This window comes from Catenovulum sediminis, assembly GCF_007289895.1.
GTDB lineage: Bacteria > Pseudomonadota > Gammaproteobacteria > Enterobacterales > Alteromonadaceae > Catenovulum > Catenovulum sediminis.
Window position 1 is genome coordinate 1,381,866 of record NZ_CP041660.1, and the last position, 24,161, is coordinate 1,406,026.

A 24,161-nucleotide genomic window follows, 5' to 3' on the forward strand; every position below is an offset into this window, starting at 1 on the left:
CTTACCACCATGCGGCGTAAAGACCGGTTAGGATCAATACAGCACCAACGGCAGAAAGGTTAAACGTGTTTGAGGTATGGAATGAAATTCCACTCAAATCAACACCTTTATCTTCTTTACCACTCTCAAAATGCGAGATAACGATAGCTAAAGCGGCACATATTAAGAATACTAAACCAACGCGGTCCATAAATGGTAAGTCTGGTAACGCAAACTTAAAGCCCAATGAGAATATGGCCGAGCCAATAGCTGCAATTAGAGCAGCGTTTGCAGTAGTCTTTTTATAGAACAAACCTAACATAAAGATTACGCAGATACCTGGCGTGAAGAAACCGGTAAATTCCTGAATGTACTGGAATGCTTGTTCAAAACCAGCTAACAAAGGTTCTGCAACAATCACCGCAATTGCTAAAGATAATAAGCTGACCATTCGACCAATATTGACATAATGCGTCTGGCTAGCATCTTTCTTAATGTGTTTGTATACATCCATAGTGAAAATAGTAGAAATACTATTTGTCATTGATGCAACAGATGAAACGATAGCTGCAATTAACGCTGCAAATATCAAACCTTTTAAACCATGTGGCATTAGTGTCATCATCGCAGGATAGGCTTGGTCAGCACGTTCTAAATCTGGCGTGATTATGTAAGCACATATGCCCGGCAATACGACAATAATTGGCATTAATATTTTTAAGTAAGCCGCAAAAGCAATACCTTTGTGCGCTTCATTAATGTCTTTTGCAGCTAAAGCACGCTGAATAATATATTGATTAAAACCCCAGTAAGAAAGGTTCATAATCCACATACCACCAATCAATACAGATATGCCTGGCAAACTAATATAATCAGGATGGTCTTCCGATAAAATCATGTCAAACTTGCCCGGCGCTTGCTCTAACAAGGTACTGAAACCAATTAAAGCACCTTGCCCATCAGCGATAGTGTCTAGGCAAATATAAGTGAGGATGAAACCACCACCCACTAACAAAACAACTTGGATAATGTCGGTAAAAGCAACCGCTTTCAAACCACCATATAAAGAATAGGCAACAGAGAAAATAGCAATAAACAACATGCCGAATAATGCAGGCATACCAGATACAGTCTCTACCGCTAAACCACCCAACCAAAGAATACTGGTTAAGTTAACAAACACGTACACACCCAGCCAGAATACAGCCATTATTGTGCGCACACGACTATCATATCGCTGCTCTAGGAATTGTGGCATGGTGTAAATGCCGCGATTTAAGAAAACAGGTAGGAAGTATTTACCCACAATCAACAATGTAATCGCTGCCATCCACTCGTACGAGGCAATAGCTAAACCAATTGCGAAACCAGAACCTGACATACCTATGATTTGCTCTGCAGATATATTTGCGGCTATCAATGATGCACCAATGGCCCACCAAGGTAATGACTTACTGGCTAAAAAATAGTCTTGTGTATCTTTTTGATGCGACTTTTCATCTCGCGAAACCCATAATGCTAGGATAAGCAAGCCGATCGCATAAAAGATAAATATCGTGATATCTAAATCTGATAATTGCATATTACGGTCTTCTATTTTGTAATTAAATATTTTTCTACTGGTCAATCGAGTTGACCAGCTTTACCCATGTGTGTGTGCATCTATGCACGGGCGTTACTTTAAAGGAAGTAACATCAATGTAACAGCATAAATATCAAACTTATTGAAAATTCCATTGATTCCACCCGTTCCAGTAAAGGTTTTGTTGCTTTTAAGATAGCTCATATTGTAAAAATCTTGCAATTTTATTGTATAACTACCCTTTTTTAGTTTGGCATTTAATGGCGTTGACAGATTATTTACTAAATTTATCTCGTTTTTTTGCGTATGCGGCAATTGCACGACGCCTTCAGCCACAATTTTACCGGTTTGCGAATTTGTAACCTGCATCCATTTAACTCCGTTACTGATCCCTAAATTGATGGCATTGGCATGATTCGCATAATTAACTTGAATTGCATACAAACCTGCTTTAGATATCTGCACTTCATTAACACTGAGTACATCTTGCTGCGCCCCCCAATCTGCGATATACGCGCCACGCTCAGCATTTTTTAAGCCAACCGTAGAGCGGACATTTGCAGCATCTACCGGTATGATTTTCGCCGCCTCTGTACACATCACTTGTGAATGATGGGATTTATTTCCTGAACTTTTGAATTGTGCGCTCGCGCTGTAACAGTTTTGTCCTTCATTTGGATCGCTATCTAACCATTTCGAGGCAGTTAACTGGCTAGCTACCTGCACACCATTGCGGTAAATAGTGTATTCAACTCGCCCAGCTAAATTTTGCTTGTCGATTAATTGCACCTCAACATGGTGCGCTTTTTTGATAACCGCAAGCTTAGGCTCGTAGGGTGCGAAAACCTGTTCATCAAACTCTAAAGGATGACTTTCCACTCGCGTAATTTGCGAGCTGTAATGGGATGCAACTTTCAATTGTACAATCAGCTGATTTACAGGCTCTTTATCTAATTGTTGTAGCGAGATAGTATCGGAAACAAGCTTGTTATTGAGCTTAATATTATCAACCGTATACCCCCCCTGTTCTATCGTTTTTGTAGGCAGAAGTAATTTTACGTTTAATTTTTTACCTTTGTAATCGTAGTTCTTGAGCGCTATTTCAGTTTGCTCAGAAAACCACTCCCGGCGCAACTTAGCGGTAATAAAAGGGGATATCTTCAAGCCATCTGCGGTTGCTTCTAAACCATAGACTTGATTTACCACTAAACTTAAATAGGCAGCGACCGACCATAATTGACGTTTTGAGTTAATCACTGGGCCTGATAATTGCGGATTTTGTTTATCCAGCATAATAGGTTGTGCGCTTAACCACTCTAAGTTTTCCATATTCGATAAGTTTAATGCGGCTGCTCGCATCAAGGTCTCATAAGCGGCATTGGCCACTTCGGTATTTTGCCCAATTTTAGCGGCTTTTAACCCATACGCAGTGACAAAAGGCCAGATGGCTCGGTTATGATAAATCGGAATGCCCGGTTGCTGTGGAAAAATAACAGGCGCGCCCATTGGACCATGTGGGTAGTTCGCTAATATTTCTTGCGTTTTTTGTTGATCAGCTATCCCACTGACAATGGCCAACGATTGCCCCAACCAATCAAACTTAGCCATTGGCTGATAATCAAAATGTGCGGCGGTTAAACTAGAATACATACCTGCTTCTGCTAACCACAAATGCTGATTAATCGCTTGTTTTAGTTGTTCAGCCCAAACAGCATATTTTTGCGCAAGTGCTTGATCTTCTTTTTCATTGGCTAAACGAGCGGCAAGCTGCAAAGCTTGATAATGACCAGCATTAGTCGAAAGCGACACTGCGCTCGCCATTGAAGACAAGTCATTAACTATCCAATTTGCATAACTTTGCTCACGCCAATCTAAAAATGATTGCTCCCCCATATACAATCCCAGTTCGGGATTGAAAGCGGCTAGGCGATCATTCTCAATACTCCCCACTAAAGCGGGCAGTGCGACATCTGCTAACGCTTTACGCTGCTTTGGTGGCAAGTTGTTCAACGCAGCTTCCGCGCCAAACGCCCAAGTCATACGATCGGTACTAACTGGCCAGCTACCGCCACTACCGGTATCCTGAATAATCTGTAACCCAGCGTTTTCCGCTTTAACAAACTTTGAAGGTTGGATATTTTCTCTAAAGCTGGATGTTTTAAATTCAAGTGAATTTTTTACCCGCACAGGATCTAACATCGCTAAACTTAAATCTGCAGCGTAGGATAAATCTCTTGTCCAAACGTAATTCCACTTTTCTCCGGTTTCAAAACACTCACAGGCAATGGGCTGGCCTGCATTGTAATTGCCATCTTTAATTTCACTGACACTATCTAACTTCATTTCATCTATTGCCAACGCAAATAACGCATCAAATGCGATATTTCCGCTGCGGCTATAGGGCAATTCTGCATCTTCTGCATAAACACTATATTGCGGCACCGGATCTCTTAATGCCTGAGTCGTGGAATGGACATATGTTCTTAAACCATTTTCTTCAGACTGAATGGAAAAGGTCGCCCCTTCAAGTTGCTCATCAAAAGTTGAAAACTCCAGTTGTACTTTATTTGCCCCCCGGACATGCGGCGCTTTTTCACCACTGCCAATGGTTTTTAATAATTTAACCGTCAAATAAGGCTGGCTTTTATCCTGCATGTCCAAAATAAATTGATAAACCCCTGTTTTTTCAACAAACAAGCTATCTTCTGGACCACCCGCTAATTGCAAAGGGTAGGTTTTATTTAAGCTAATCATCTGAATTTGATTGCCATTCACGACCCACTCATACGCCCAGTCACTTGGCGCTATTTTAAATCCATGGTTACCAATGGTAATTTTCGCTTGCGCCGAGAATACACCTGGCTTGCCGTCCATTTGCAATAAAGGCGTCGCTGCACTCCAACCATTAAAACCACCGCGTATATACAAGGTATTGCCGGGTACATATTGATTTTTTTGCTGTGCTTGAGCCGCTCTAGGAGTGCTCGAGGAATGAGAGGCATTAAGGGAATTAGGGGCGGTAGGACTGGTTTGAATACAGCCTGTTAATGCGAGGGCCGCGATGATATAGCGCAAAGCGCCTGAACCAAAAGCAAACTTTAAAAACATTTTATTAACCTTCTGATCTCAATAGCATTCATGTTAGACCGAAGGTAGGCAGTTCAGCAATTTCCTGCATACGTATTCACATTTATTATTAACAAATACGATACATTATTTAATAGTTTAAGGGATTTACAGGCAACAATAAGATAAACTGCCCGCGACAACAGACAAATGCACAAATCAAACACACACAGTGTTTATAAAGGAGAAAGCCCATGGGACGAACACTTGCACCATTAATTTTTATCATAACTTGTTTATTTACCGCCCTCGCACACAGCCAGCAGCAACTCCCAACAGAAGCTTTCGCCAGCAAACCCGATGTTGATAATGTCAAACTTTCACCGGATGGAAAACACGCAGCTTCACTGGTCCGTATTAACATGCCGGACAAAAAAGGAACCGCAATAAATTTATTTAACCTAATTGCGAATAAAGCCAGTTACCCTGTTTTTGTCGATGATAAAAAATATGTAATCACAAATTTACGCTGGGCCAATGATAAAATGCTGTTAATAACAGCTAAGTTTGCCAGTACTTGGAATGGCACGCCGATCAGTGAATCGCGATTATTGACGTATGACTTGGCAGAACAAAAACTAAAAGCCTTATTACCTGCCTCTTTTTTAAAACGACTGCGATTTATTCCTAACGTACAAAGCAATATTGTTGATATTTTACCGGATGATCCAAACTACATTTTATTACAAATAGGTGGACATGAGCCGCAAGGAGAACCAGCTGTGGTAAAGGTTAGCTTGTATAGAGGGGGCAATACTCACTATATACAAGCTGCTCAAAAGGGGATCTTCGACTGGATAACCGACAGACAAGGTGAGGTGAAAATTGCTGTACATAGGGACGATACAAAATATACCATCATGTACGTACCTGAGGGTGAAGATGACAAAAGCGATTTTACTAAACTCTGGAGTTTCGAAGCTTTCTCTGCCGAACAGGTTTGGCCCTTGGGCTTTGCTAAAGATCCAAATATCTTATATGTCAGAGCATTACACGAAGATAAAGATGCCATTTTTAAAGTTAATTTAGCCAGTCAAGATAAAACGTTAGAGTTAGTGATGGCGGACAGCAAATACGATATTGCCAGCCATTTAAAATATTCGTACAAAATCGGTGATGTAATCGGTGCCGGTGAACGCTATTGGCATCCAGATTACATCAACTTTAAAAAGGCAGTAAATAAAGCGCTGCCTAATGCCGACAATTACATCGTCTCAACCAGTCGAGATGAAAACCACTATATCGTATTAAGTACCAGCGATACTGAAGCCGGCATGTATATTTTAGGCAATAGAGAAAAGAGCTCTATGTCTGTTTTAGCTTACCGATATAAACATCTAACACCTGACGTTTTAGCGCAAAAAACAAAAATTAGTTACAAAGCGCGAGATGGTTTGCAAATAGAAGGTTATTTAACACTGCCACTTGGCGAAACAAAGAAAAAACTGCCAACCATCATATTCCCTCATGGTGGCCCAATCAGTTACGACGATGACGGATTTGACTATTGGACTCAATTTTTAGCGAACCGCGGCTATGCAGTTTTACAAATGAATTTTAGAGGCTCATATGGTTATGGCTTTAATTTTATGAGTTTAGGTATCGCTTCTTGGGGGCAAGCGATGCAAGATGACGTTGAAGATGGCACGCGCTGGATAATTGAAGAAGGCATTGCGGACCCCAACAAAATTTGTATTTTGGGTGCCAGTTATGGTGGTTATGCGGCTTTAATGGGCGCGGTAAAAACACCTGATTTATATAAATGCGCGGTCAGTTTTGGCGGTGTCACCGACGTTGAATATCTCGTCAAATCAACACGGCGTTTTACCAATCATGACATCGTAAAAAAACAAGTAGGTGATGACTATGACAAACTTTGGGAACACTCGCCGTTAAAACATGCTAAAAAAATCAAAATTCCCGTTTTATTAATTCATGGGGAAAAAGACCGAGTGGTTCGTGCGCACCATAGTGAAGAAATGTACGATGAGTTGCAGGATGAAGATAAAGACGTGCAATATATTGAACTGGAAGATGGTGACCACTATTTATCTAATGCTGAACATAGATTAACCACATTTAAAGCCATCGAAAGATTTTTGCAAAAGGTGATGTAAATAATCTAACGACAGCAACGGCAGGCAGACACAAGCAGCTAAAACTAGCAGCTTGTGTCTTGTCAGTGTATTGGCAGTGTATTGACAGTCCCTTATCAACCTTGAGTTAAATGTGTTTGATGTGAAGCAAAGTTAAGCGCACAACCATGCAAAAATGATTCTATATTTTGCTCTTTGTACAAATCACCTTGCCCGGGTTGGTTTTCAGCTAAAGCCGGAAAAACACCATACCCTGCCAACAAACAATGCCAAGACATAGAGCTAAAGTGATTTTCGATACCTTGCCGGTTAATTTCCTTTGTTAAATCTTCTTGTCGGTACCAAACATCAAGTATGTGCCGCAAAGAATTAGATAGCTGCATATTCTCTCGATTTGCGCGCCAGTATTCAGAATCGCAACGCGTATTCAGTTTGTAGTGAGCAACAATATAATCTCGCACGCGCTCATATCGCTCATGCATTTTCGAATTATATTCGGCTTGCAATGCATTTGAAAAGTGACCTTCTTGATATTTTAAAATAAACAATTCAATTGCTATTTGCACCAAATGCAAGGCGGTTGCCTCTAAAGGCTCTATAAATCCCTGAGACAAACCGACCGCCAAACAATTATTCTGCCAGTGTTTATTCAGTTGCCCTACTCGCATTTTAAGGTGTCGACATTCCACCTCACTCTCTAACATGTTCAAATGTTTTCTAAATTCAATTTCTGCCTGTTCATCTGAGATAAAGTCAGAACTGTAAACATAGCCATTACCAAACCTATTGGTTAATGGAATGTTCCAACACCACCCGTTAGACAAAGCATCTGCTTGCGTATATACCGGGATATTGTGCAAGCTTTGAGCGTCATGTGAGGTTGGCATCACCACAGCAGAATCATTGAACAAATTATCTTTAAACGACTGAAAAGGTACATTAAGTGTTTTTTGCATTAAAACTGCAGCGAAACCACTACAATCAATAAAAAAATCGCCTTCATATTTCTGGCCATTTTCGCCCGTTAAACGGGCAATATCACCATTGGTCTTTTGTTCAACTGAGGTGATTTTGTCACTGACATGTTTCACACCACGCGAAATTGCTAAACGTTTTAAAAATTGCCCTAACAGATGCGAATCAAAGTGATAGCCATATTCCATTCTAAACGGAAAATTTTCTGGTGTGACGGGCGCTTTGTTTTGCGAGGCCAAAACACCATTAATAAAAAAATCAGAGGGCCGGGTGTTTACATCCAGTCCCAATCTTCTGGTTCGGCAATTGACTTCAAAAGCGCGTCGGGTAAAAGTATCCACCTGCGACACGAAAGGATGCGAATATTGAGAAATGCCAGATTCAGGGCTCCAGTTAGCGAATTTAATATCGACCTTATAGGTCGCATTACATTCTGACATCCAGTCAGACTCTGCCACATCAATTATTTCAAAAAAGCGTTTCAGTGTTGGTGTAGAGCCTTCCCCCACCCCAACAATACCAATTTCTGGTGATTCGATTAAACTGACTGTGACCCCTAAATCTGACCATTTTTTTATCAGTAGATTTGCGGCCATCCAACCAGCCGTGCCACCGCCAAGAATGACAATATTTTTAGCCTGTACCATGTTAGCCACCACAAAACATTTTAATAAACTGGTCATGCTCAGGCATTTGGGCAACCGGTGCATATTTAGCTTTTTTCATATTGCTTAATATTTCTTGCAACTTGTCTTGTGAAAACTGATTTGCCAGAGGGTGATAATCGTTAGGCTTGAGTCCTTGCCCCAACATGACCTGCACCCAGGAAGCTTCCCAAAAAATATCCAAATCTTCATGCGTGATAGTGCCATTTGCTTTAAATAGATCAATTTTGTCCTGCAAACGTTTGGGCACTTCTAAATTTTGCATGTCTCGCCAAAACTGACTATCGTCTCTGTCCGTAACATAGTAGTGCAATATAATAAAATCGCGAATTAACTCATACTCCAGTTTAGATTGACGGTTATATTCAGCTACTTGGGTGTCATCAATTCCTGCGTGCGGGAAAAATTTCAACAAACGCACAACTGCCGCTTGCACTAGATAAATGCTGGTTGACTCCAAAGGTTCTAAAAAGCCACTAGATAAGCCAACCGCTACCACATTTTTATTCCACTGTTTGCGTGTGCGTCCGGTTTTAAATTTGATCAGTTTCGGCTCGCCCAGAGCTTTTGTATCTAAATTATTTAACAGAATATGTTGCGCTTCATCATCACTATAATAACGACTACTGTAAACTAAACCATTGCCATTTCTGTGCTGTAGCGGAATACGCCACTGCCAGCCTGCTTCATGTGCAATAGAACGCGTATAGGGCGCGGTTTTTTCATGTCTTTCCGAAGGCACTGCAATCGCTCTGTCGCAAGGTAACCAATGGCTCCAATCATCAAACCCTGTGCCAAGTTTCTGGTTAATTAACAAACCTCTGAAGCCGGAACAATCAATAAAAAGGTCGCCTTCAATTGTACCGCCACCTTTTAACGACAAAGACTGAACATGGCCATTCGCTGGGTTCAAATTAACCTCTTCAATGAAACCTTCTGTTCGTTTGACTCCCATTTTTTCACTGATTTTTCTTAAATATTGACCATATAAACCAGAGTCAAAATGATATGCGTATTTAACTTCAAACAATGGGTCTTTGACTTGCAGCTTAGCAAATTTTCCTTCTAGACATGCATGGTAATTAATATCGTGCTGCCATAGGTCATTGTCCATGCCAAGCTGGTTAGCACGAACCCAAAGGTGATGAAAATGACAAAAAGCTAGACTTTTGCCTGGCGCACTAAAAGTATGAAAATAGTCCTCACCTTTGACACGCCAGTTTTCAAATTTTATCGCAAGCTTGATGGTGGCCTTGGTTTCCCGCATAAATTCGGCTTCATTAATGCCAAGCACTTCGTTAACATGCTGAATGGGCGGTATAGTAGCTTCACCCACACCGACAATTCCTATTGAATCTGACTCGACTAGCTCAATATCAACAACATTACCCAGCACTTTTTTAAGCAAAGCAGCAGACATCCAACCAGATGTGCCGCCACCCACGACAACAACTTTTTTTATATTTTTATTCATCACTATAATTCCGCTTAAAAAAAAACCCTACTAGCATGCTAGCAGGGTTTTTGCGTTTTTGTTACTGACCACAAATATTAGAATTTGTAGTTAATACCTAGCAAGTAGTTAGCACCAAAGGTTTGATATTCAGTAACCAATCTAGGATCACCATTTTTCAATTTAACGGTCTCTTCGTCTGTAATATTTTGAGCTTGTAACGACACTGTTAAACCCTCTAGCGCATCAATGCCAGACTCACTGAAGTTATAAGCGATTTGAGCATCCCATAACTCAGAACCTGGATCTACAGTCTCTTCTAAGGCTAAACTTAAACCACGAGTTTCGGTTAAGAACTGATCTCGTTTACGACCAGAAAGTCTGATTTCAAAACCAGAATTCTCATAATAAGTAGTAACCTGATAACTTTCATCCGATAAACCTGGTACGGCTGTACCATCATTCAATCCACCGTCGTTAAACGCGGCACTTAACACTACACCAAAGCCATCTAAAGCGTCAGTCAATATATGCAATGGTAAGCTTAATTGTGCTTCATAACCACTAACATACCCTTTAAGCCCATCTGTTTTAGCGTCAGTAAAGCCCAGTAATGTTCCAGGTGCTTCACCACCTAACTGGTGATAACTCGGTATATAAACAGATGAAAAGTCCGTTTCAATATTGTCATTACGATGCCAGTTTGTTAAATGCTTATAGAAGTAAGCAATTGAGAAGAAACCGTCATCAGCAAAATACCAGTCATAAGACAAATCAAATTGTTTAGCTTCGTATGGTCTTAAATCAGGATTACCGCCAGACGCACTCCAAGGACTAAATGCTGCACTGGTGCTAGACCAACGACCTGGGTTAAAATCAATATTCACACTTTTACTAACACGTAAGTCATCTATTCGAGGACGACTCATTGTTTTAGAAATCGAAGTACGAATCATGTGATTATCTAAAAACTCAAAGTTAAAGGTTGCACTAGGTAATATATGTGAATAATCAACTTCTTTACTAATCGGATCTGCTAACACGAGCCCTTTTTCATCTTTAATTCGAGAGAAAAAGCCATGCGACGTTAAATCTGTGCCTACATACTGTACGCCAAAGTTACCACGCATATAGACATCACCTAAGTCAGCATCAACATCAAATTTAACATAAAGCTGAGTGACTTTTTCATCTATTGTGTAAGTATCACCTTTACGGTCAGCTTGAACGCTTGCCGCACCAACAGAGTCATAAGCGCCTGATTCAAACATGCTTAAACTATCGTAAGCTACAAAATCGCCGATACCAATAAAATCTAGGTTTGCAGTACCAACAATATACTCTTCTGGAATTTCACCTTGATCAGGGAATGCTTTAGAAGTTAGATACGCCCCTCCGTTGTCCTTCGATTTACTTCTGTCGCTGAATCGAACGCCGGCCTTCACAGTAGTAATAATGCCAAAATCTAAAGCCCCTGTTAAATCTAAACGCAGGCTATCCAACTCTTCATGAAAGATTGGTTGGTTAACAAAACCATCTTGGGCGTTTGTATAATTAATCGGGCTATTCGGATCTGCAGCAAATGTAGTGTTTGAGCCAAAGTCATCTTTGTACCCAGCCATACCACCACCCCAAGCTTGCGGACCTGCTAGTATTGTTTCGGCTGAATTGAAAGTAGGCACGTCAACATCACTAAACATCGCACCTTCAGGCGTCATTACGAATTTTCGGATAGTGCCTTGACCCTGATCTTTGTGCCCAGAGCGACCAACACCTGAATAACTCTCAACATCAGTGAGAGTTTTATCTACTTCACTAGTCGCAAAATCTAACTCAGCATCCCAATTATCACTGATATTGTATTTAATGTTTGCTGCAAAAGTGGTTAACTCTGATTTCTTTTGGCTCGCATCATTTCTAATTACAGATTTGAACGCATTGTCATTATTTCCAAGGACAGCTTCTGTTACTAAGCCGTCTTCGATTTTATTAATCGTATAATCACTACCTACACCCCAGATAGCACCACCTTCTTCCATACCTCTTTTGACTTCATCTTCTTGGAAATCAATATAAAGTGCATCCAATGTCACTTCTAAATCATCAGTTGGTGCAAATTGTAATACTGCAGAGAGTGTATCGCGTTTCAATACCGCAGAACGTACATATGAATCATGGCCAGTTAACACAACCGCCCCACCGTCAGGAACCGTAACACCGTCTGCTAACGAAGGATCGCCATTGGCATCAATAGGGTCATAGCCCCAACCTCTAAACTGCTGTTCTTGGCTAGGTGATTCTGTACTGGCAATCGCTACTGCTAAACCAACTGTATCGTCTGCAAACTTTGTTGCAAAACTAGCAGCCAAGCGGTGGCCTTGGTCATCAAAATCTGGGTTTCCAGATTCCATTCCATTTTGCTCAATGTTTACATTGATCGCCGCGTATTCCTGCGAGGCTAATGGTCTAACCGTTTGCATATCAACAACACCACCAATGCCTTGCGTCGTTAAACTAGCATCCATGGTTTTGTATACTTGTACACCACTCATAATCTCTGATGGGTACAAATCATATTCAACACCACGGTTATCCCCCATACCGAGCAATTCACGACCATTCATGGTTGTGCCTAAGTAATCTTCCCTAAAACCACGTACTGAAATACCACTTGTACGGCCAGCTCTACGCTCACCAGCTAAACCGGGTAATCGCGCTAGCGACTCTGCGATAGATGAATCTGGTAATTTACCAATGTCTTCAGCTGAAATCGCTTCAACGACTGAAGTGCTGTCCATTTTGACAGCCTGCGCTCGCATAAGACTACCGCGAATACCTGTAACGCGTATAACCTCTTCTACTTCAGTTGTATCCGCACTTTCTTCAGCTGCGTATGAATAACCTGATACTAATCCGGTGGTCGCCAACGCTAACGTTAACAAACTTGGCTTAAATTGTTTCATGTGTATATCCCCTTGCCGTCTTAGGGCAACTTTTGTTGTGTTTAATAACCACTTTGGGTCAAACCCGTGACTAAAAAATGCACACTGGTTACAGTGCATTGACTGAATATTAGTCTCAATAAAGCAAATACAACAAACATTTGCATACGTATTCATAAATATGCATTTACAAGTCATTTACAGCAAAACCACAGAAATATTCGTTAGGCTTTTTCTAAAAAATTAAATTTATACATTAAATATCAGAAAGTTAACCCAAAATGAAAAATTCAAATTTCGGATAAAAACATCAATTCTGTTAAAAAAACAGACATTATGCATACGTATGCATAAACATTGCTGCAAACTAGCAAGCTCGACTATGCTGCAATTATGTTAAGTCATTGATGCAAAAAACTGTCTATTTAAAAGGTTGTTAACAATATGAATCAAGCAGGTTGGTGGCGTGGGGCCGTCGTATATCAGGTTTACCCTAGAAGCTTTTACGACAGTAACCAAGATGGTATTGGAGACCTACAAGGGATTATTCAAAAGCTACCCTATATTGCAGATTTAGGCGTTGATGCTATCTGGATATCGCCTTTCTTTAAATCACCGATGAAAGATTATGGTTATGATATAAGTGATTACCGCCAAGTTGATCCTATATTTGGTCGTGTTGAAGATGTGCATCAATTGATTTATGCCGCCCACAAGTTAGGCCTTAAGGTTTTAATGGATATGGTACTGTGCCATACCTCTGACCAACATCCTTGGTTTATGCAAAGTAGGCAAGATACAAGCAATGATAAAAGTGACTGGTATGTTTGGGTTGATGCGAAAGAAGATGGCACACCGCCCAATAACTGGTTGTCTATTTTCGGCGGCAGCGCGTGGGAATGGGATTCTAATCGCGAACAGTATTATTTACATCATTTTTTAAAAAGCCAGCCCAGCCTTAATTTTCATAATCCATCAGTTCGAGCACAAATGCTGGCAGAAACTGAATATTGGTTAAAACTCGGTGTTGATGGCTTTAGATTTGATGCCATTAACTTTTGTTTCCACGATGCACTTTTAACATCTAATCCAGCTAAACAAAAACACCATAGAAAAGGTAGAGGCTTTTCCAAAGACAACCCTTATGCCTATCAATATCATTATTACGACAACACTCGACCGGAAAATATCGCATTTATAGAAGAGCTCAGGGAATTACTCAATCAGTACCCAGGATCTGTCGCTTTAGGTGAGATCTCGGCGGAAGACCCAATAGAAACAATGTCGGAGTACACCTACAGCAATAAAAGGCTACATCTGGCTTATAATTTTGAGCTGCTGACGGATGAATTTAATGCGCAATACCTTGCTAAGGTTGTCAGTAACGTTGATAAAAACATCACCGGTGGTTGGCCTTGCTGGGCCATTGGCAATCATGATGTGGTAAGAGTCAGAAATCGCTGGGGGGGAAAGATGCAAACATACTACATAGCAAGCTTTACCACAGCATCTTGTTTGCATTGCGGGGTTCTGTTTGTTTATACCAAGGAGACGAGCTGGCGCTGCCCGAAGCGGATATTGAATATCTAGATTTATGTGACCCTTATGGCATTCGTTTTTGGCCAAGATTTAAAGGGCGTGATGGCTGCCGTACGCCAATACCTTGGAACGAAAATCAATACGCCGGATTTAGCGAAATCAAACCTTGGCTTCCACTTGCAGAATCCCATCTGCCACTTGCGGTTTCAATACAACAGCAAGATGCTGAGTCCATGCTAAATTATTGCAAGCATTTATTGCAATGGCGCAAAAAGCAGGAGGCCTTATTAGAAGGACAAATGACCCATCTAGCCGCCAACGAATCTATCTTAAGTTTTGTCCGAAAAAGCGCAAACCAAAGTATACTGTGCATCTTTAATCTAACCGAGCAGAAAAGTGATTTCCAATTGCCGGTTAAAGCTAAACTGAATGAAAAAAATAGCTTTTCACTCGGTTTATATTTACAGCAAGGTCGCCAGCTAAAACTATCTGCGATGTCGGCGCTATTCATTGAATTAATGTAATGCTAATTGATTGAAGGCTGAATAAAAATTTCATCACTTTCAGCGACATACATAGTCATGTGGTTACCCCATACACAACCTGTATCGAGCGCCTTAAACTGCGGATTATGTGTTTGCCCCATCAATGACGCCCAATGGCCAAACACCATTTTATAACCTTTGGGATGTTGCGGTGTAACGTCAAACCAAGGTGTTAAATAAGGCGTTTCCTGCGGTGAGTTTTTATGTTTAAAATCTAATTCACCATTATCTTTGATATAACGCATACGGGTCGCAATGTTAATAATCGCTTTGAATTCATCTTCTTTAGATAACCCTGAGTGCCAAATACTGACTTTATCCCCGTACATGGTTTTGAGCCATTTTTTACTTTTTTCACCAGCAATTTTTTGCTGAGCGAAGTCCGCTAATTCTAAATGCTTGTGCAAACTCAAATGAGGATGCATGCCAGCATGACTGACGATGATATTAAGCTTGTCATAAACTCTAAACAAAGGCTGTCTTTTTAGCCAATTGACATAATTATCTACAAAATCAGCGTTTAACAAAGCCTCTAATTTATCATTTTTTTTGGCGGTGAATAAGTTGTGATAAACAGATAGAAAGTGTAAGTCATGGTTACCCAAGACCACCTCCACTGAACCCTGCATCTCCAACATCAATTTAGCGACTTTATCTGAGTCGGGTCCGCGGGCAACTAAATCGCCGACGGGACAGAGTTTATCTTCAGTTGGGTCGAAGTTAATGCGATCTAACAGACGCATCAACTCTTCATAACATCCCTGAATATCACCGACAAAATAATGCGCCATCTGCTAGTTTAGAATGTTTGGTTGTGCTAAACGAAATACAGGGATTTCAACGTCAAACTGACTATCGTCTTCTAACAACTGCATTGTGTAATGCCCTTGCATCGTTGCAACCGGCGTTTCAACGACCGCTCCACTGGTATATACAAATTTACCATCTGGCTTTATGACAGGCTGCTTGCCAATAACACCATCACCGCTGACCTCGGTTTCTTTACCATTGGTATCTGAGATGAGCCAATATCGGCTTTTTAATTGGGCTGCCTGCGCGCCAATATTTTCTATGGTGATAGTGTAGGCAAACACGTAACGTTCTTCAGCAGGGTCGGATTGCTCTTCGATATACTGTACTTCGGTATTAATGCGGATCATATCCGCCAATTTCTGCGTCATAAATATTACTTCTGGCTTATAAATTGAGAGATTTTAACAAAATCAGACAAACTTAAATATTCAGCTCTTAATGTAGGATCTAAGCCTAATTCAGTTAATTCATCAGCTGAAAGTAAATCTTTCAGACTGTTGCGAATTGTTTTTCGACGTTGGTTAAATGCAGCAGTGGCTACTTTCTGTAGCATATTGACATCAACATCCGCTCGCTGCGCTTTGGGCACTAAACGAATAACAGCGGAATCGACTTTCGGTGCAGGGCTAAAACTTTCAGGTGGCACATCGACAACCAAACAGGTATCACAATAAAATTGCGTCATGACACTCAATTTGCCAAAGCTCTTAGAGCCGGGTTCAGCACACATGCGATCAACCACTTCTTTTTGCAGCATAAAGTGCATATCAGCTATCTGGTCACTGAATTCAAACAAATGAAATAATAACGGCGTCGAAATGTTGTAAGGTAAATTACCAAACACTTTGAGTTTTTTATCCTCTTGCAATAGCTGACTAAAATCAAACTTCATTGCATCAGCCTGATACACCGTTAGTTTTCTGTGTAATAAAGAATCCTCTTCAAAACGTTTCACCAGATCTTTATCCAGTTCAACCACATTCAAGTGTTTAACTTGCGATAATACTGGAAAAGTTAAAGCGCCTAAACCAGGGCCTATCTCAACCAAGATGTCATCGTCTTGCGGATCTATCGCATCAACAATACAGCCAATAATGTAGTCGTCTGTTAAGAAATTTTGGCCAAACCTCTTTCTGGCTTTGTGGCCCAAATGTACTCTATCATTCATCTTTTGCACCTGATGCAAGTTTAATCGCTTCGTTTAATGCGACTTTAAAGCTACCTGCATCGGCTAACCCTGTCCCTGCTAAATCCAGTGCCGTGCCATGATCGACCGAAGTTCTGACAAACGGTAAACCTAAAGTAATATTCACCGCCTTGCCAAAACCTTTATATTTAAGAACGGTTAAGCCCTGATCATGATACATGGCCAACACAGCATCCGCTTCTTTTAAATATTTTTCCTGAAACAAGGTGTCTGCCGGTAACGGGCCGACAATATTCATGCCTCGTTCGCGTAAACTATCCAGTGCGGGGGTTATCGTGGTGAGCTCTTCTGTGCCTAAATGACCATCTTCACCTGCATGTGGATTTAAACCACAAACATAAATAGTCGGCTTCTTAATACTAAATTTGTTGATTAGCTCACTGTGTAAAATTTCAGTCACTTTTACCACACGTTCAAAAGTGATTGCTTTGGACACGTAGGCCAGAGGAATATGCGTTGTAACCAGTGCAACCCTTAAACCTTCAGTCGCCAGCATCATAACCACATCGGCGGTATTTGATTCTTGCGCAAAATACTCGGTATGACCACTAAACGAAATGCCAGATTTATTAATAATGCCTTTGTTTACCGGGCCTGTGACAATCGCATCAAACTCACCGTTCATATTTTTTTCACAGGCGATACGCATTGTTTCTACAACATACTGGCCATTTTTCGCATTGAGCTCCCCACAAACAACTTCATCTTCTAAAGGCACATCAATAATGCATAAAGTCCCTTTAGGCTGATTAGTTGCCGGTATATTCGCGTTATAGGGTATCAGTTGAATCTCAACGCCTAATAGTGCGGCTCGGCTTTGCAACAGCTCAGCTGAAGCAATAACAACCAATTGTGCAGGCCAACTCTGCTGCGCTAGCTGCAATATTAAATCTGGACCAATACCAGAGGGTTCACCCGGTGTAATTGCAATTCGTAAACTCATTAGCTGTTGTCACCCACTACTTCGACAAATGCCTGATCACGTATTTCGCGCAACCAAGCTTCTGCCTCTTCATTAAATTTTCGATTGAATATCATTCTGTATGCATGATCCTGATATGCATTTTCCGTTGCATCCTGCACTCTGCGCTCTAATAGCTGAACAAGGTGCCAGCCATGCACTGTTTTAATCGGTTGTGAATATTCGCCCGGCTCTAACTCTGCCAATGCTTGCTTAAACTCTGGTACATACATGCTCGGGTCCGCCCAACCCAATTCTCCGCCTTTAGCAGCCGAACCTGGATCTTCTGAGTACTCTTTAGCAAGTTCTGCAAAGTCTTTTTCGCCCGCTTTGACTTGTTTAACAAAGCGGTTCAACATATTTTGTGCTTTTTCATCGCTTAAAATAATGGTCGGTTTGATCAGTATATGACGTGCATTTACCTCAGAAACCTCGACAGTTTGCCGACCTCTGATATCAAATATTTTTAAAATATGAAAACCCGCGCCACTTCTAATCGGACCAATGACAGATTCAATTTTTTGATCAACTACGGCTTCAGCAAACAGGGTCGGCATTTCATTAACATTCATCCAGCCCATATCTCCCCCTTCCAATGCCCGCGCACCAGAAGACGCACCAATCGCGACTTTTTTAAAGTCGCTACCTTCAGACAACAAATCAATCACTTTATTCGCGCGCTTTTGCGCACTTTCTACATCCGCGGCAGAGGGCTCAGAAGGTAAACCGATCAAAATATGCCCCAAATGATATTCTTCATTTTGTTTACCGCGCTCTTTGAGCAAAGCCACCAAGCCGTCAATTTCTTGCGGAGAGACATATATACGACGTGAAACCATCGCCCGGCGCACTTCGTTGGCCGTTAACTCTTGCCTTATTTGCTCCAAATATGATTCATAATCGCTACCACTGCGAATAACTTCTTGTCTTAACTGCTCTAGCGTCATATTTTGTTCTTGCGCGATTTGTTGCACGGCTTGTTGCACTTGTGCATCACTAATTTGTAAACCGATGCGCTCAGCAAATTGTTGCTGCAGTGTATTTAAGATTAATTTTTCGGTAACTTGTACACGCAAAGCCTTATCCGATGGCAGCTCTTGACCATTTTGAATCGCTTGTTGTTTCAACGTGCCCATCATGTTCTGAATTTCGTTTTCAAGGATAACGCCTTGGTTTACAACTACAGCAACTTTATCTAATAGCTTCGCTGCTTGCACATGTGTTACGAAACACAAACAGACGAATGATAATAAAATACTGACGTTTTTAAATTTCTTCATGCATAACTCACTGATTTAGAAAATAAGGTTTGCGATATCCAAACAGACCGCCATTTAAGACCTTATCAGAACGATTTTTGCTTGGGCCAAATCCGCGGATCGTGAAACTGAGCAACATGCCCGAATCGCGTTCGTTGGTCGGCACCGAAGTTTGACTGTCTGATGCAGCCAAATTTGTTTTAACTTTTGATTGCCAGCCAAATTGTAGCTCCCAACAACATGACTGATACAATAGACCGGCGCGGGCTTCAACAGTTCGATTCAACTTTAAGTCATAGTGGAAATTGGCATAGGTTTGCCATTGTTCGTTTAATTCCCACATACTGGTGATCCCCAGTTGCTGAATATTATTGCCCGATATGTCACGCACAAATCGATGACTAAATTGCATCAGATGCGCATCATCTTTGCGGTAGTCTATCGTAAACTGACTTTTTCTGGTATCTCCCTTTTGTGCATCAAACTGTAAACCATAATGTAAAAACCAAGTTTTACGGATATCAAAGTCAAGTTCAAGTGCCAATGCTGACTCACCTTTAATGGTTGTTTGCCGATAATCCACAAAATCCGTACCGGATTCTTCTAAATAGATTATCTGGCCCACACTCAACCTTAATTTTTCACGATTGAGGTCGTTTAATAAACGTGTTGTGATACCTAAAGTAATTTGATTTGCTTCAGGTATACGATCGATACCGCTAAAACGATTTTCTCTGAACAGCCCTAAATAATCATCTTGCAATAATGCAGTATCGTATAAGCCAATTTTACTTTGATTGCGATAAGGCACCAGCAAATATTGCGCTCTTGGTTCTAGCGTTTGTTTCATATCACGACCAAACCAATCAATTGGGCGTTCCAAAATTAAACGTCCATTTAGCCTAAACCTAGGTAAAGCTCGCCCGATCCCCTGATAATGCCCTTCCCTTAATTGACCATTTTCATCACTTTCTTCCTGAAAATAATAAGTCATCGGAAATGCAGTTTGCGCACTAACTTCCCAGGCGGGTGCGTATTTTGACCAAGTTAATTTTGGCTCAATATGCGTTCTAACCGCCTCAGCCAACCCGATTTCGTCTGACTGAAACCAAGCAAATTGCGCGGGTACGTCAAACGACCAATTGTCCAGTTCTGTTAAGCCGCCATACCAAAACTCAATTTCTGGTAATGTACGATAAGGTTTGGCATGCTGCCCAAAGACTTCGAAATCTCTTAATGTAACATTCACCGACCAGTTGTCACTGTATCGACTCAACTCAATATGTCGCTCAACATGGGTATCTACCCCGCTCAGCTGTTCAAACCCTAAATCAGAGACATAACTATCATCGCTGATAAAAATCAAATCAACATTTGCTTGCCAGTCATTTAAAAATGCACTTTGATGAAGCCAGTGAATGGCACTTCTTTCGTCTGAAGATTCATTCAATGATGAACCACTTTCGTAAAATTCCTTGTCTTCAGGCATCCATTGAAAATGCAAGCTGCCTTGGTAATCTTCTTGTAAATACCTGAATTCGCTTCCGAATTGGCTACCTCTTTTACTCATTATTCTGGGCGTTACAGTTAAATCCATATTTTCTGCGATGTTCCAGTAATAAGGTGCAGCAATATCAGCGCCCCGCTGTGATGACGTACTAATGGAGGGATATAACCAGCCGCTTTTGCGTTTATCACTTAACGGAAATGAAAAATAAGGTAAATACAGAACCGGCACTTCGAAAATTTCAAGTCGACTGTGCCAAGCTTCGCCCCACTCATCCTGCACCGATAAAGTAATTTTCTCTGCTTTTAATTGCCAGTCAGGCGCATTTTGTGGTGGACAATTGGTATAAGTCGCGTCTTCTAGTTGGATATTTTTTTGTTCGTGATTAATTTGGAAAACACCCGCTTTACCATGACCGGCAAAATTGTCTAACTGATAATTAGATTGATTCAGGGTTAAGCTTGAATTAGTGATGTCCGCAACCAATGAATCACTTTGCACGGTCGCATGTTCGCTGACAAACTTTATTCCACCCGCAGCTGTCATTTTTTCCCTGTTACTTGAAACGCGTGCTGAATCGGCCTGAATCCGGTTGGCGCCTTGAATGATACTGACCTGCCCACTAAAGCGTGCAGCCGTATCCACACCCACTTCGGTTTTATCCGAGAGAATAATAAATTGGTTTTCTACATCTACATTATCAGTCTTAACGACCTTTGTGTCACTTTTCTGACCATCTGAAAAGGCTTCATAACACTGCTGTTGCGCAGCACTAACAGAAACACTCACAAGGCCACAAAATGCAGCTATAAAACGAATCACTCTATGTTCAACCAATCTTTTTATTTAATCCAAACGGTAAACTTGGTTTACCTCGATCCTGCGAAAGCGCTATGATAATGCAAAAACCCGATATCGGCTAATATTACACACCTTAATCCTATGCAAATACATCAAGATAGAGCTGAAAAACTGGAAAACTGGCTAAATTCCATCATCGAGACAAAATTTAAGATAACAGCCATCTCAGGTGATGCGAGTTTTCGTCGCTATTTTCGAGTTAACACAGGTGAGCAGAGTCTAATCGCAGTGGATGCACCACCCGCTACCGAAAACACAAGCCTATTTGTCCAATTAAGCCGAGCATTGCAAGCCCGTGAAATTGCAGCTTCAAAGGTCATTGCCTGTGATCTGCAAAATGGTTTTATGCTACAGGCTGACATCGGAAACTTACATTTAGCAGACGTCATTAACCAAGCCAATTATCAAACGCATTATCAAAATCTATTCCCGCTGATCAATAAGTTTCAACAGTTAAACCAAGAACAGGATTTAAATTTAGCCAATTACAATGAAGCAATGTTGACCACTGAAGGGCAAATATTTCTTGAGTGGTACGTTAAAAGACATCTTGACTTTCAACACACTGAAGCGTTTTTAACCTTATATAAAAAGCTTGAAAGCATCATCACAAAAGCTTTTACCTGCCAGCCACAGCGGGTTATACACCGTGATTTTCATTGCAAAAATATCATGTTAGATACAGCTCAATCGCCCCCCTACACTTTGATTGACTTTCAAGGTGCTGTGCACGGGCCGATTACTTACGATTTGGTTTCTTTATTGCGTGATTGTTACCTCGTCTGGCCTGTAGATGCGGTGACACAACTCAGTGAGCTATACCGCGCTCAATACCATCCACAAATCAGCACGGAAAATTGGCAATATTGGTTTGATTTAACCGGCTTACAACGTCATTTAAAATGCCTAGGTATTTTCTGCAGGCTATATTACCGTGACAACAAAGCCGATTATTTAAAGTATTTGCCGAATGTTTTAAGCTATTGCCTGCAAGTCTGCCAACGCTATCCGCAGCTGCGCGAATTTGCTCATTGGCTTGAGACACACTCCATTAAAAACGAAATAACAACCAATGCAAAATAACCCTATTAACACCGCCATGATCCTCGCTGCTGGGCGCGGCATGCGTATGCGACCACTTACTGACAAAATACCAAAGCCGTTATTAAAAGTTGCGGGCAAACACTTGATTGAATATCACATTAATGCGCTGGTCGCTGCCGGTATTGAGAATATTGTTATCAATACCGCTTGGCTAGGAGAACAGATTCCGCAGACTTTGGGTGATGGTGAAAAGTACGGCTGTCGTCTACTTTATAGCCCAGAACCTGTAGGCGCATATGAAACGGCCGGCGGGATCATCAACGCACTCCCTTTAATCGATACGCAAAATTTTCTTTTGGTCAACGGCGACGTTTGGTGCGACTATTGTTTTGAAAATTTATTAGCGAAACCCTTACCAGGTGGCACTGCTAAAATAGTTTTAGTCAATAATCCAGAACATAATCTAAACGGCGACTTTGCATTAACAGACGGAATTGCGCAGGTAAATGGCACAGACAAACTGACTTATTCGGGCATTGGTTTGTTCGAGCGTGAGTTTTTTACAGGTTATGCTGATTTTCCACTTTCCTTAGGTAAAGTATTGAGAGATAAAATTGCAAAGCGACAAGTGTTTGCTGAATTTTTCAAAGGCACTTGGTTTGATATCGGTACACCGGATAGATTGAAGTACTTAGATAACTATTTAAAAAGTAACCAACAATAGTAATCTACATTAGTCACCTACATTAGTTACCAACATTAAAAGGAAACACTGTGAGTCATTGGGGAAAAATTCTAGGTTTTATCTTTGGGTATATGATTTTTCGTATTCCTGGCGCGGTTCTCGGTTTAATCATTGGTTATTACTTTGACAAAGGGTACGCAAAAGCATTAGCAGACAATGGTGGTTTTTCCAGTCTACTGGCGCGTAAAGCAAGCTTTAAAAATCGCGTGATTTTTTTTCATACCTTGTTTGCTTTAATGGGACATATCGCTAAAGCCTCAGGTCGGGTTACAGAAAATGATATTGCCCTTGCCAGCGCCCTAATGGACAGAATGGGTTTAAAAGGGGATATTCGTAAAGAAGCACAAGCGGCCTATCGTGAAGGCAAAAAAAATGACTTTCCAGTGACCGAAACAGTCAAAGACTTTCGCCAATATTGCTTTAGCCGCAAGGACTTTATGTTAATTTACATGGAAATACAGATCCAAGCCGCACTCGCAAACGGTTATTTGCATCCAAACGCTAAAGCTATCTTAATTCAGGTCGGCAAAACGTTAGGTTTTCAACCAACTGAAATTGAGAGTTTTATCAAACAAGCAGAAGGTAGTTCACATTACCGCAGCCATAAACAACAAAATAGCAGTAATCAAATATCGTTAGATGACGCTTATCAAATTCTTGGTTTGTCTCCATCAGCTGATGATAAGTTAATTAAAAAAACCTATAAAAAGCTGATGTCACAGCATCACCCAGACAAACTAAGTGCGCAAGGTTTACCTGAACAAGCATTGAAAATGGCCAACGAAAAAGCACAGGATATTCAAGCAGCTTATGGTGCTATCAGAGCGCAAAGAGGCTTCAAATAAATCTTGTCGTCAACAAG

General features: G+C 41.0%; 17 protein-coding genes. 6 read left to right on the forward strand and 11 right to left on the reverse strand.

All coding sequences use genetic code 11. The features are described 5' to 3' along the window. Nucleotide 1 precedes the first annotated feature (1 nt). A complete protein-coding gene (locus tag FNT16_RS05505; protein ID WP_143870593.1) occupies nt 2–1,561 on the reverse strand; it encodes a sodium/sugar symporter in 1,560 nt (519 codons plus the stop codon). Between the two features lie 93 nt (nt 1,562–1,654). After that, nucleotides 1,655–4,669, reverse strand: a complete 3,015-nt coding sequence (locus FNT16_RS05510) for an esterase (protein WP_143870594.1) — start codon at nt 4,667–4,669, stop codon at nt 1,655–1,657. A 212-nt stretch (nt 4,670–4,881) separates the two neighbouring features. On the opposite strand from FNT16_RS05510, the gene FNT16_RS05515 reads away from it, so the two are divergent. Continuing rightward, nucleotides 4,882–6,804, forward strand: a complete 1,923-nt coding sequence (locus FNT16_RS05515; RefSeq protein WP_143870595.1) for an alpha/beta hydrolase family protein — start codon at nt 4,882–4,884, stop codon at nt 6,802–6,804. A gap of 95 nt (nt 6,805–6,899) precedes the next feature. Here FNT16_RS05515 and FNT16_RS05520 read toward each other — a convergent pair whose 3' ends face one another. From FNT16_RS05520 to FNT16_RS05530, 3 genes are all read right to left on the reverse strand, one after another. After that, entirely contained in the window at nt 6,900–8,405 is a 1,506-nt protein-coding gene (locus FNT16_RS05520; protein ID WP_143870596.1) for a tryptophan halogenase family protein, read from the reverse strand. A gap of 1 nt (nt 8,406) precedes the next feature. Beyond that, a complete protein-coding gene (locus FNT16_RS05525) occupies nt 8,407–9,897 on the reverse strand; it encodes a tryptophan halogenase family protein (RefSeq protein ID WP_143870597.1) in 1,491 nt (496 codons plus the stop codon). 77 nt (nt 9,898–9,974) lie between these two features. Then, nucleotides 9,975–12,839, reverse strand: a complete 2,865-nt coding sequence (locus FNT16_RS05530; protein WP_143870598.1) for a TonB-dependent receptor — start codon at nt 12,837–12,839, stop codon at nt 9,975–9,977. 423 nt (nt 12,840–13,262) lie between these two features. On the opposite strand from FNT16_RS05530, the gene FNT16_RS05535 reads away from it, so the two are divergent. Both FNT16_RS05535 and FNT16_RS20725 read left to right on the forward strand, forming a co-directional pair. Continuing rightward, nucleotides 13,263–14,408 (forward strand): alpha-amylase family glycosyl hydrolase, encoded by a 1,146-nt coding sequence (locus FNT16_RS05535; RefSeq protein ID WP_246072379.1) that lies wholly within the window; start codon nt 13,263–13,265, stop codon nt 14,406–14,408. Then, nucleotides 14,339–14,881 (forward strand): alpha-amylase family glycosyl hydrolase, encoded by a 543-nt coding sequence (locus FNT16_RS20725; protein ID WP_246072380.1) that lies wholly within the window; start codon nt 14,339–14,341, stop codon nt 14,879–14,881. Before FNT16_RS05535 ends, FNT16_RS20725 begins: the two co-directional genes overlap by 70 nt. Nucleotides 14,882–14,883: 2 nt before the next feature. Here FNT16_RS20725 and FNT16_RS05540 read toward each other — a convergent pair whose 3' ends face one another. Genes FNT16_RS05540 through FNT16_RS05565 form a run of 6 tightly spaced genes read right to left on the reverse strand, consistent with a single transcriptional unit; the run spans nt 14,884 to nt 21,471 of the window. Further along, the gene (locus tag FNT16_RS05540; protein WP_143870599.1) at nt 14,884–15,693 is read right to left on the reverse strand and encodes a symmetrical bis(5'-nucleosyl)-tetraphosphatase; all 810 of its coding nucleotides are present in this window, start codon (nt 15,691–15,693) and stop codon (nt 14,884–14,886) included. A 3-nt stretch (nt 15,694–15,696) separates the two neighbouring features. Beyond that, on the reverse strand, nt 15,697–16,083 hold the full coding sequence (apaG, locus tag FNT16_RS05545; RefSeq protein WP_221935065.1) for a Co2+/Mg2+ efflux protein ApaG: 387 nt from the start codon (nt 16,081–16,083) through the stop codon (nt 15,697–15,699). 5 nt (nt 16,084–16,088) lie between these two features. Continuing rightward, the gene (rsmA, locus tag FNT16_RS05550; protein WP_143870600.1) at nt 16,089–16,883 is read right to left on the reverse strand and encodes a 16S rRNA (adenine(1518)-N(6)/adenine(1519)-N(6))-dimethyltransferase RsmA; all 795 of its coding nucleotides are present in this window, start codon (nt 16,881–16,883) and stop codon (nt 16,089–16,091) included. Beyond that, nucleotides 16,876–17,865, reverse strand: a complete 990-nt coding sequence (gene pdxA, locus FNT16_RS05555) for a 4-hydroxythreonine-4-phosphate dehydrogenase PdxA (protein ID WP_143870601.1) — start codon at nt 17,863–17,865, stop codon at nt 16,876–16,878. Before pdxA ends, rsmA begins: the two co-directional genes overlap by 8 nt. Beyond that, nucleotides 17,865–19,163, reverse strand: a complete 1,299-nt coding sequence (gene surA / locus FNT16_RS05560) for a peptidylprolyl isomerase SurA (protein ID WP_143870602.1) — start codon at nt 19,161–19,163, stop codon at nt 17,865–17,867. Before surA ends, pdxA begins: the two co-directional genes overlap by 1 nt. Before the next feature lie 7 nt (nt 19,164–19,170). After that, on the reverse strand, nt 19,171–21,471 hold the full coding sequence (locus FNT16_RS05565) for an LPS-assembly protein LptD (protein WP_143870603.1): 2,301 nt from the start codon (nt 21,469–21,471) through the stop codon (nt 19,171–19,173). Between the two features lie 120 nt (nt 21,472–21,591). Here FNT16_RS05565 and FNT16_RS05570 point away from each other — a divergent pair, with 120 nt between their 5' ends. From FNT16_RS05570 to djlA, 3 genes are read left to right on the forward strand one after another with little or no spacing between them, the layout of a single operon-like run. After that, on the forward strand, nt 21,592–22,593 hold the full coding sequence (locus FNT16_RS05570; RefSeq protein WP_143870604.1) for an aminoglycoside phosphotransferase family protein: 1,002 nt from the start codon (nt 21,592–21,594) through the stop codon (nt 22,591–22,593). Beyond that, entirely contained in the window at nt 22,583–23,278 is a 696-nt protein-coding gene (gene murU / locus FNT16_RS05575; protein WP_143870605.1) for an N-acetylmuramate alpha-1-phosphate uridylyltransferase MurU, read from the forward strand. Before FNT16_RS05570 ends, murU begins: the two co-directional genes overlap by 11 nt. A gap of 50 nt (nt 23,279–23,328) precedes the next feature. After that, nucleotides 23,329–24,144: a co-chaperone DjlA gene (gene djlA, locus FNT16_RS05580; protein WP_143870606.1), complete on the forward strand. Its 816-nt coding sequence runs from the start codon at nt 23,329–23,331 to the stop codon at nt 24,142–24,144. The last annotated feature ends 17 nt before the right edge of the window (nt 24,145–24,161 follow it).

Excerpts from the sequence above, each read along its gene's own strand:
- FNT16_RS05520 (WP_143870596.1), bottom strand. The coding sequence starts at position 8,405 with ATGGTACAGGCTAAAAATATTGTCATTCTTGGCGGTGGCACGGCTGGT.
- FNT16_RS05515 (WP_143870595.1), top strand. The coding sequence starts at position 4,882 with ATGGGACGAACACTTGCACCATTAATTTTTATCATAACTTGTTTATTT.
- murU (WP_143870605.1), top strand. The coding sequence starts at position 22,583 with ATGCAAAATAACCCTATTAACACCGCCATGATCCTCGCTGCTGGGCGC.
- FNT16_RS05530 (WP_143870598.1), bottom strand. The coding sequence starts at position 12,839 with ATGAAACAATTTAAGCCAAGTTTGTTAACGTTAGCGTTGGCGACCACC.
- pdxA (WP_143870601.1), bottom strand. The coding sequence starts at position 17,865 with ATGAGTTTACGAATTGCAATTACACCGGGTGAACCCTCTGGTATTGGT.
- FNT16_RS05510 (WP_143870594.1), bottom strand. The coding sequence starts at position 4,669 with ATGTTTTTAAAGTTTGCTTTTGGTTCAGGCGCTTTGCGCTATATCATC.
- FNT16_RS05525 (WP_143870597.1), bottom strand. The coding sequence starts at position 9,897 with ATGAATAAAAATATAAAAAAAGTTGTTGTCGTGGGTGGCGGCACATCT.
- rsmA (WP_143870600.1), bottom strand. The coding sequence starts at position 16,883 with ATGAATGATAGAGTACATTTGGGCCACAAAGCCAGAAAGAGGTTTGGC.
- FNT16_RS05505 (WP_143870593.1), bottom strand. The coding sequence starts at position 1,561 with ATGCAATTATCAGATTTAGATATCACGATATTTATCTTTTATGCGATC.
- FNT16_RS05535 (WP_246072379.1), top strand. The coding sequence starts at position 13,263 with ATGAATCAAGCAGGTTGGTGGCGTGGGGCCGTCGTATATCAGGTTTAC.
- apaG (WP_221935065.1), bottom strand. The coding sequence starts at position 16,083 with ATGACGCAGAAATTGGCGGATATGATCCGCATTAATACCGAAGTACAG.
- FNT16_RS05540 (WP_143870599.1), bottom strand. The coding sequence starts at position 15,693 with ATGGCGCATTATTTTGTCGGTGATATTCAGGGATGTTATGAAGAGTTG.
- FNT16_RS05570 (WP_143870604.1), top strand. The coding sequence starts at position 21,592 with ATGCAAATACATCAAGATAGAGCTGAAAAACTGGAAAACTGGCTAAAT.
- surA (WP_143870602.1), bottom strand. The coding sequence starts at position 19,163 with ATGAAGAAATTTAAAAACGTCAGTATTTTATTATCATTCGTCTGTTTG.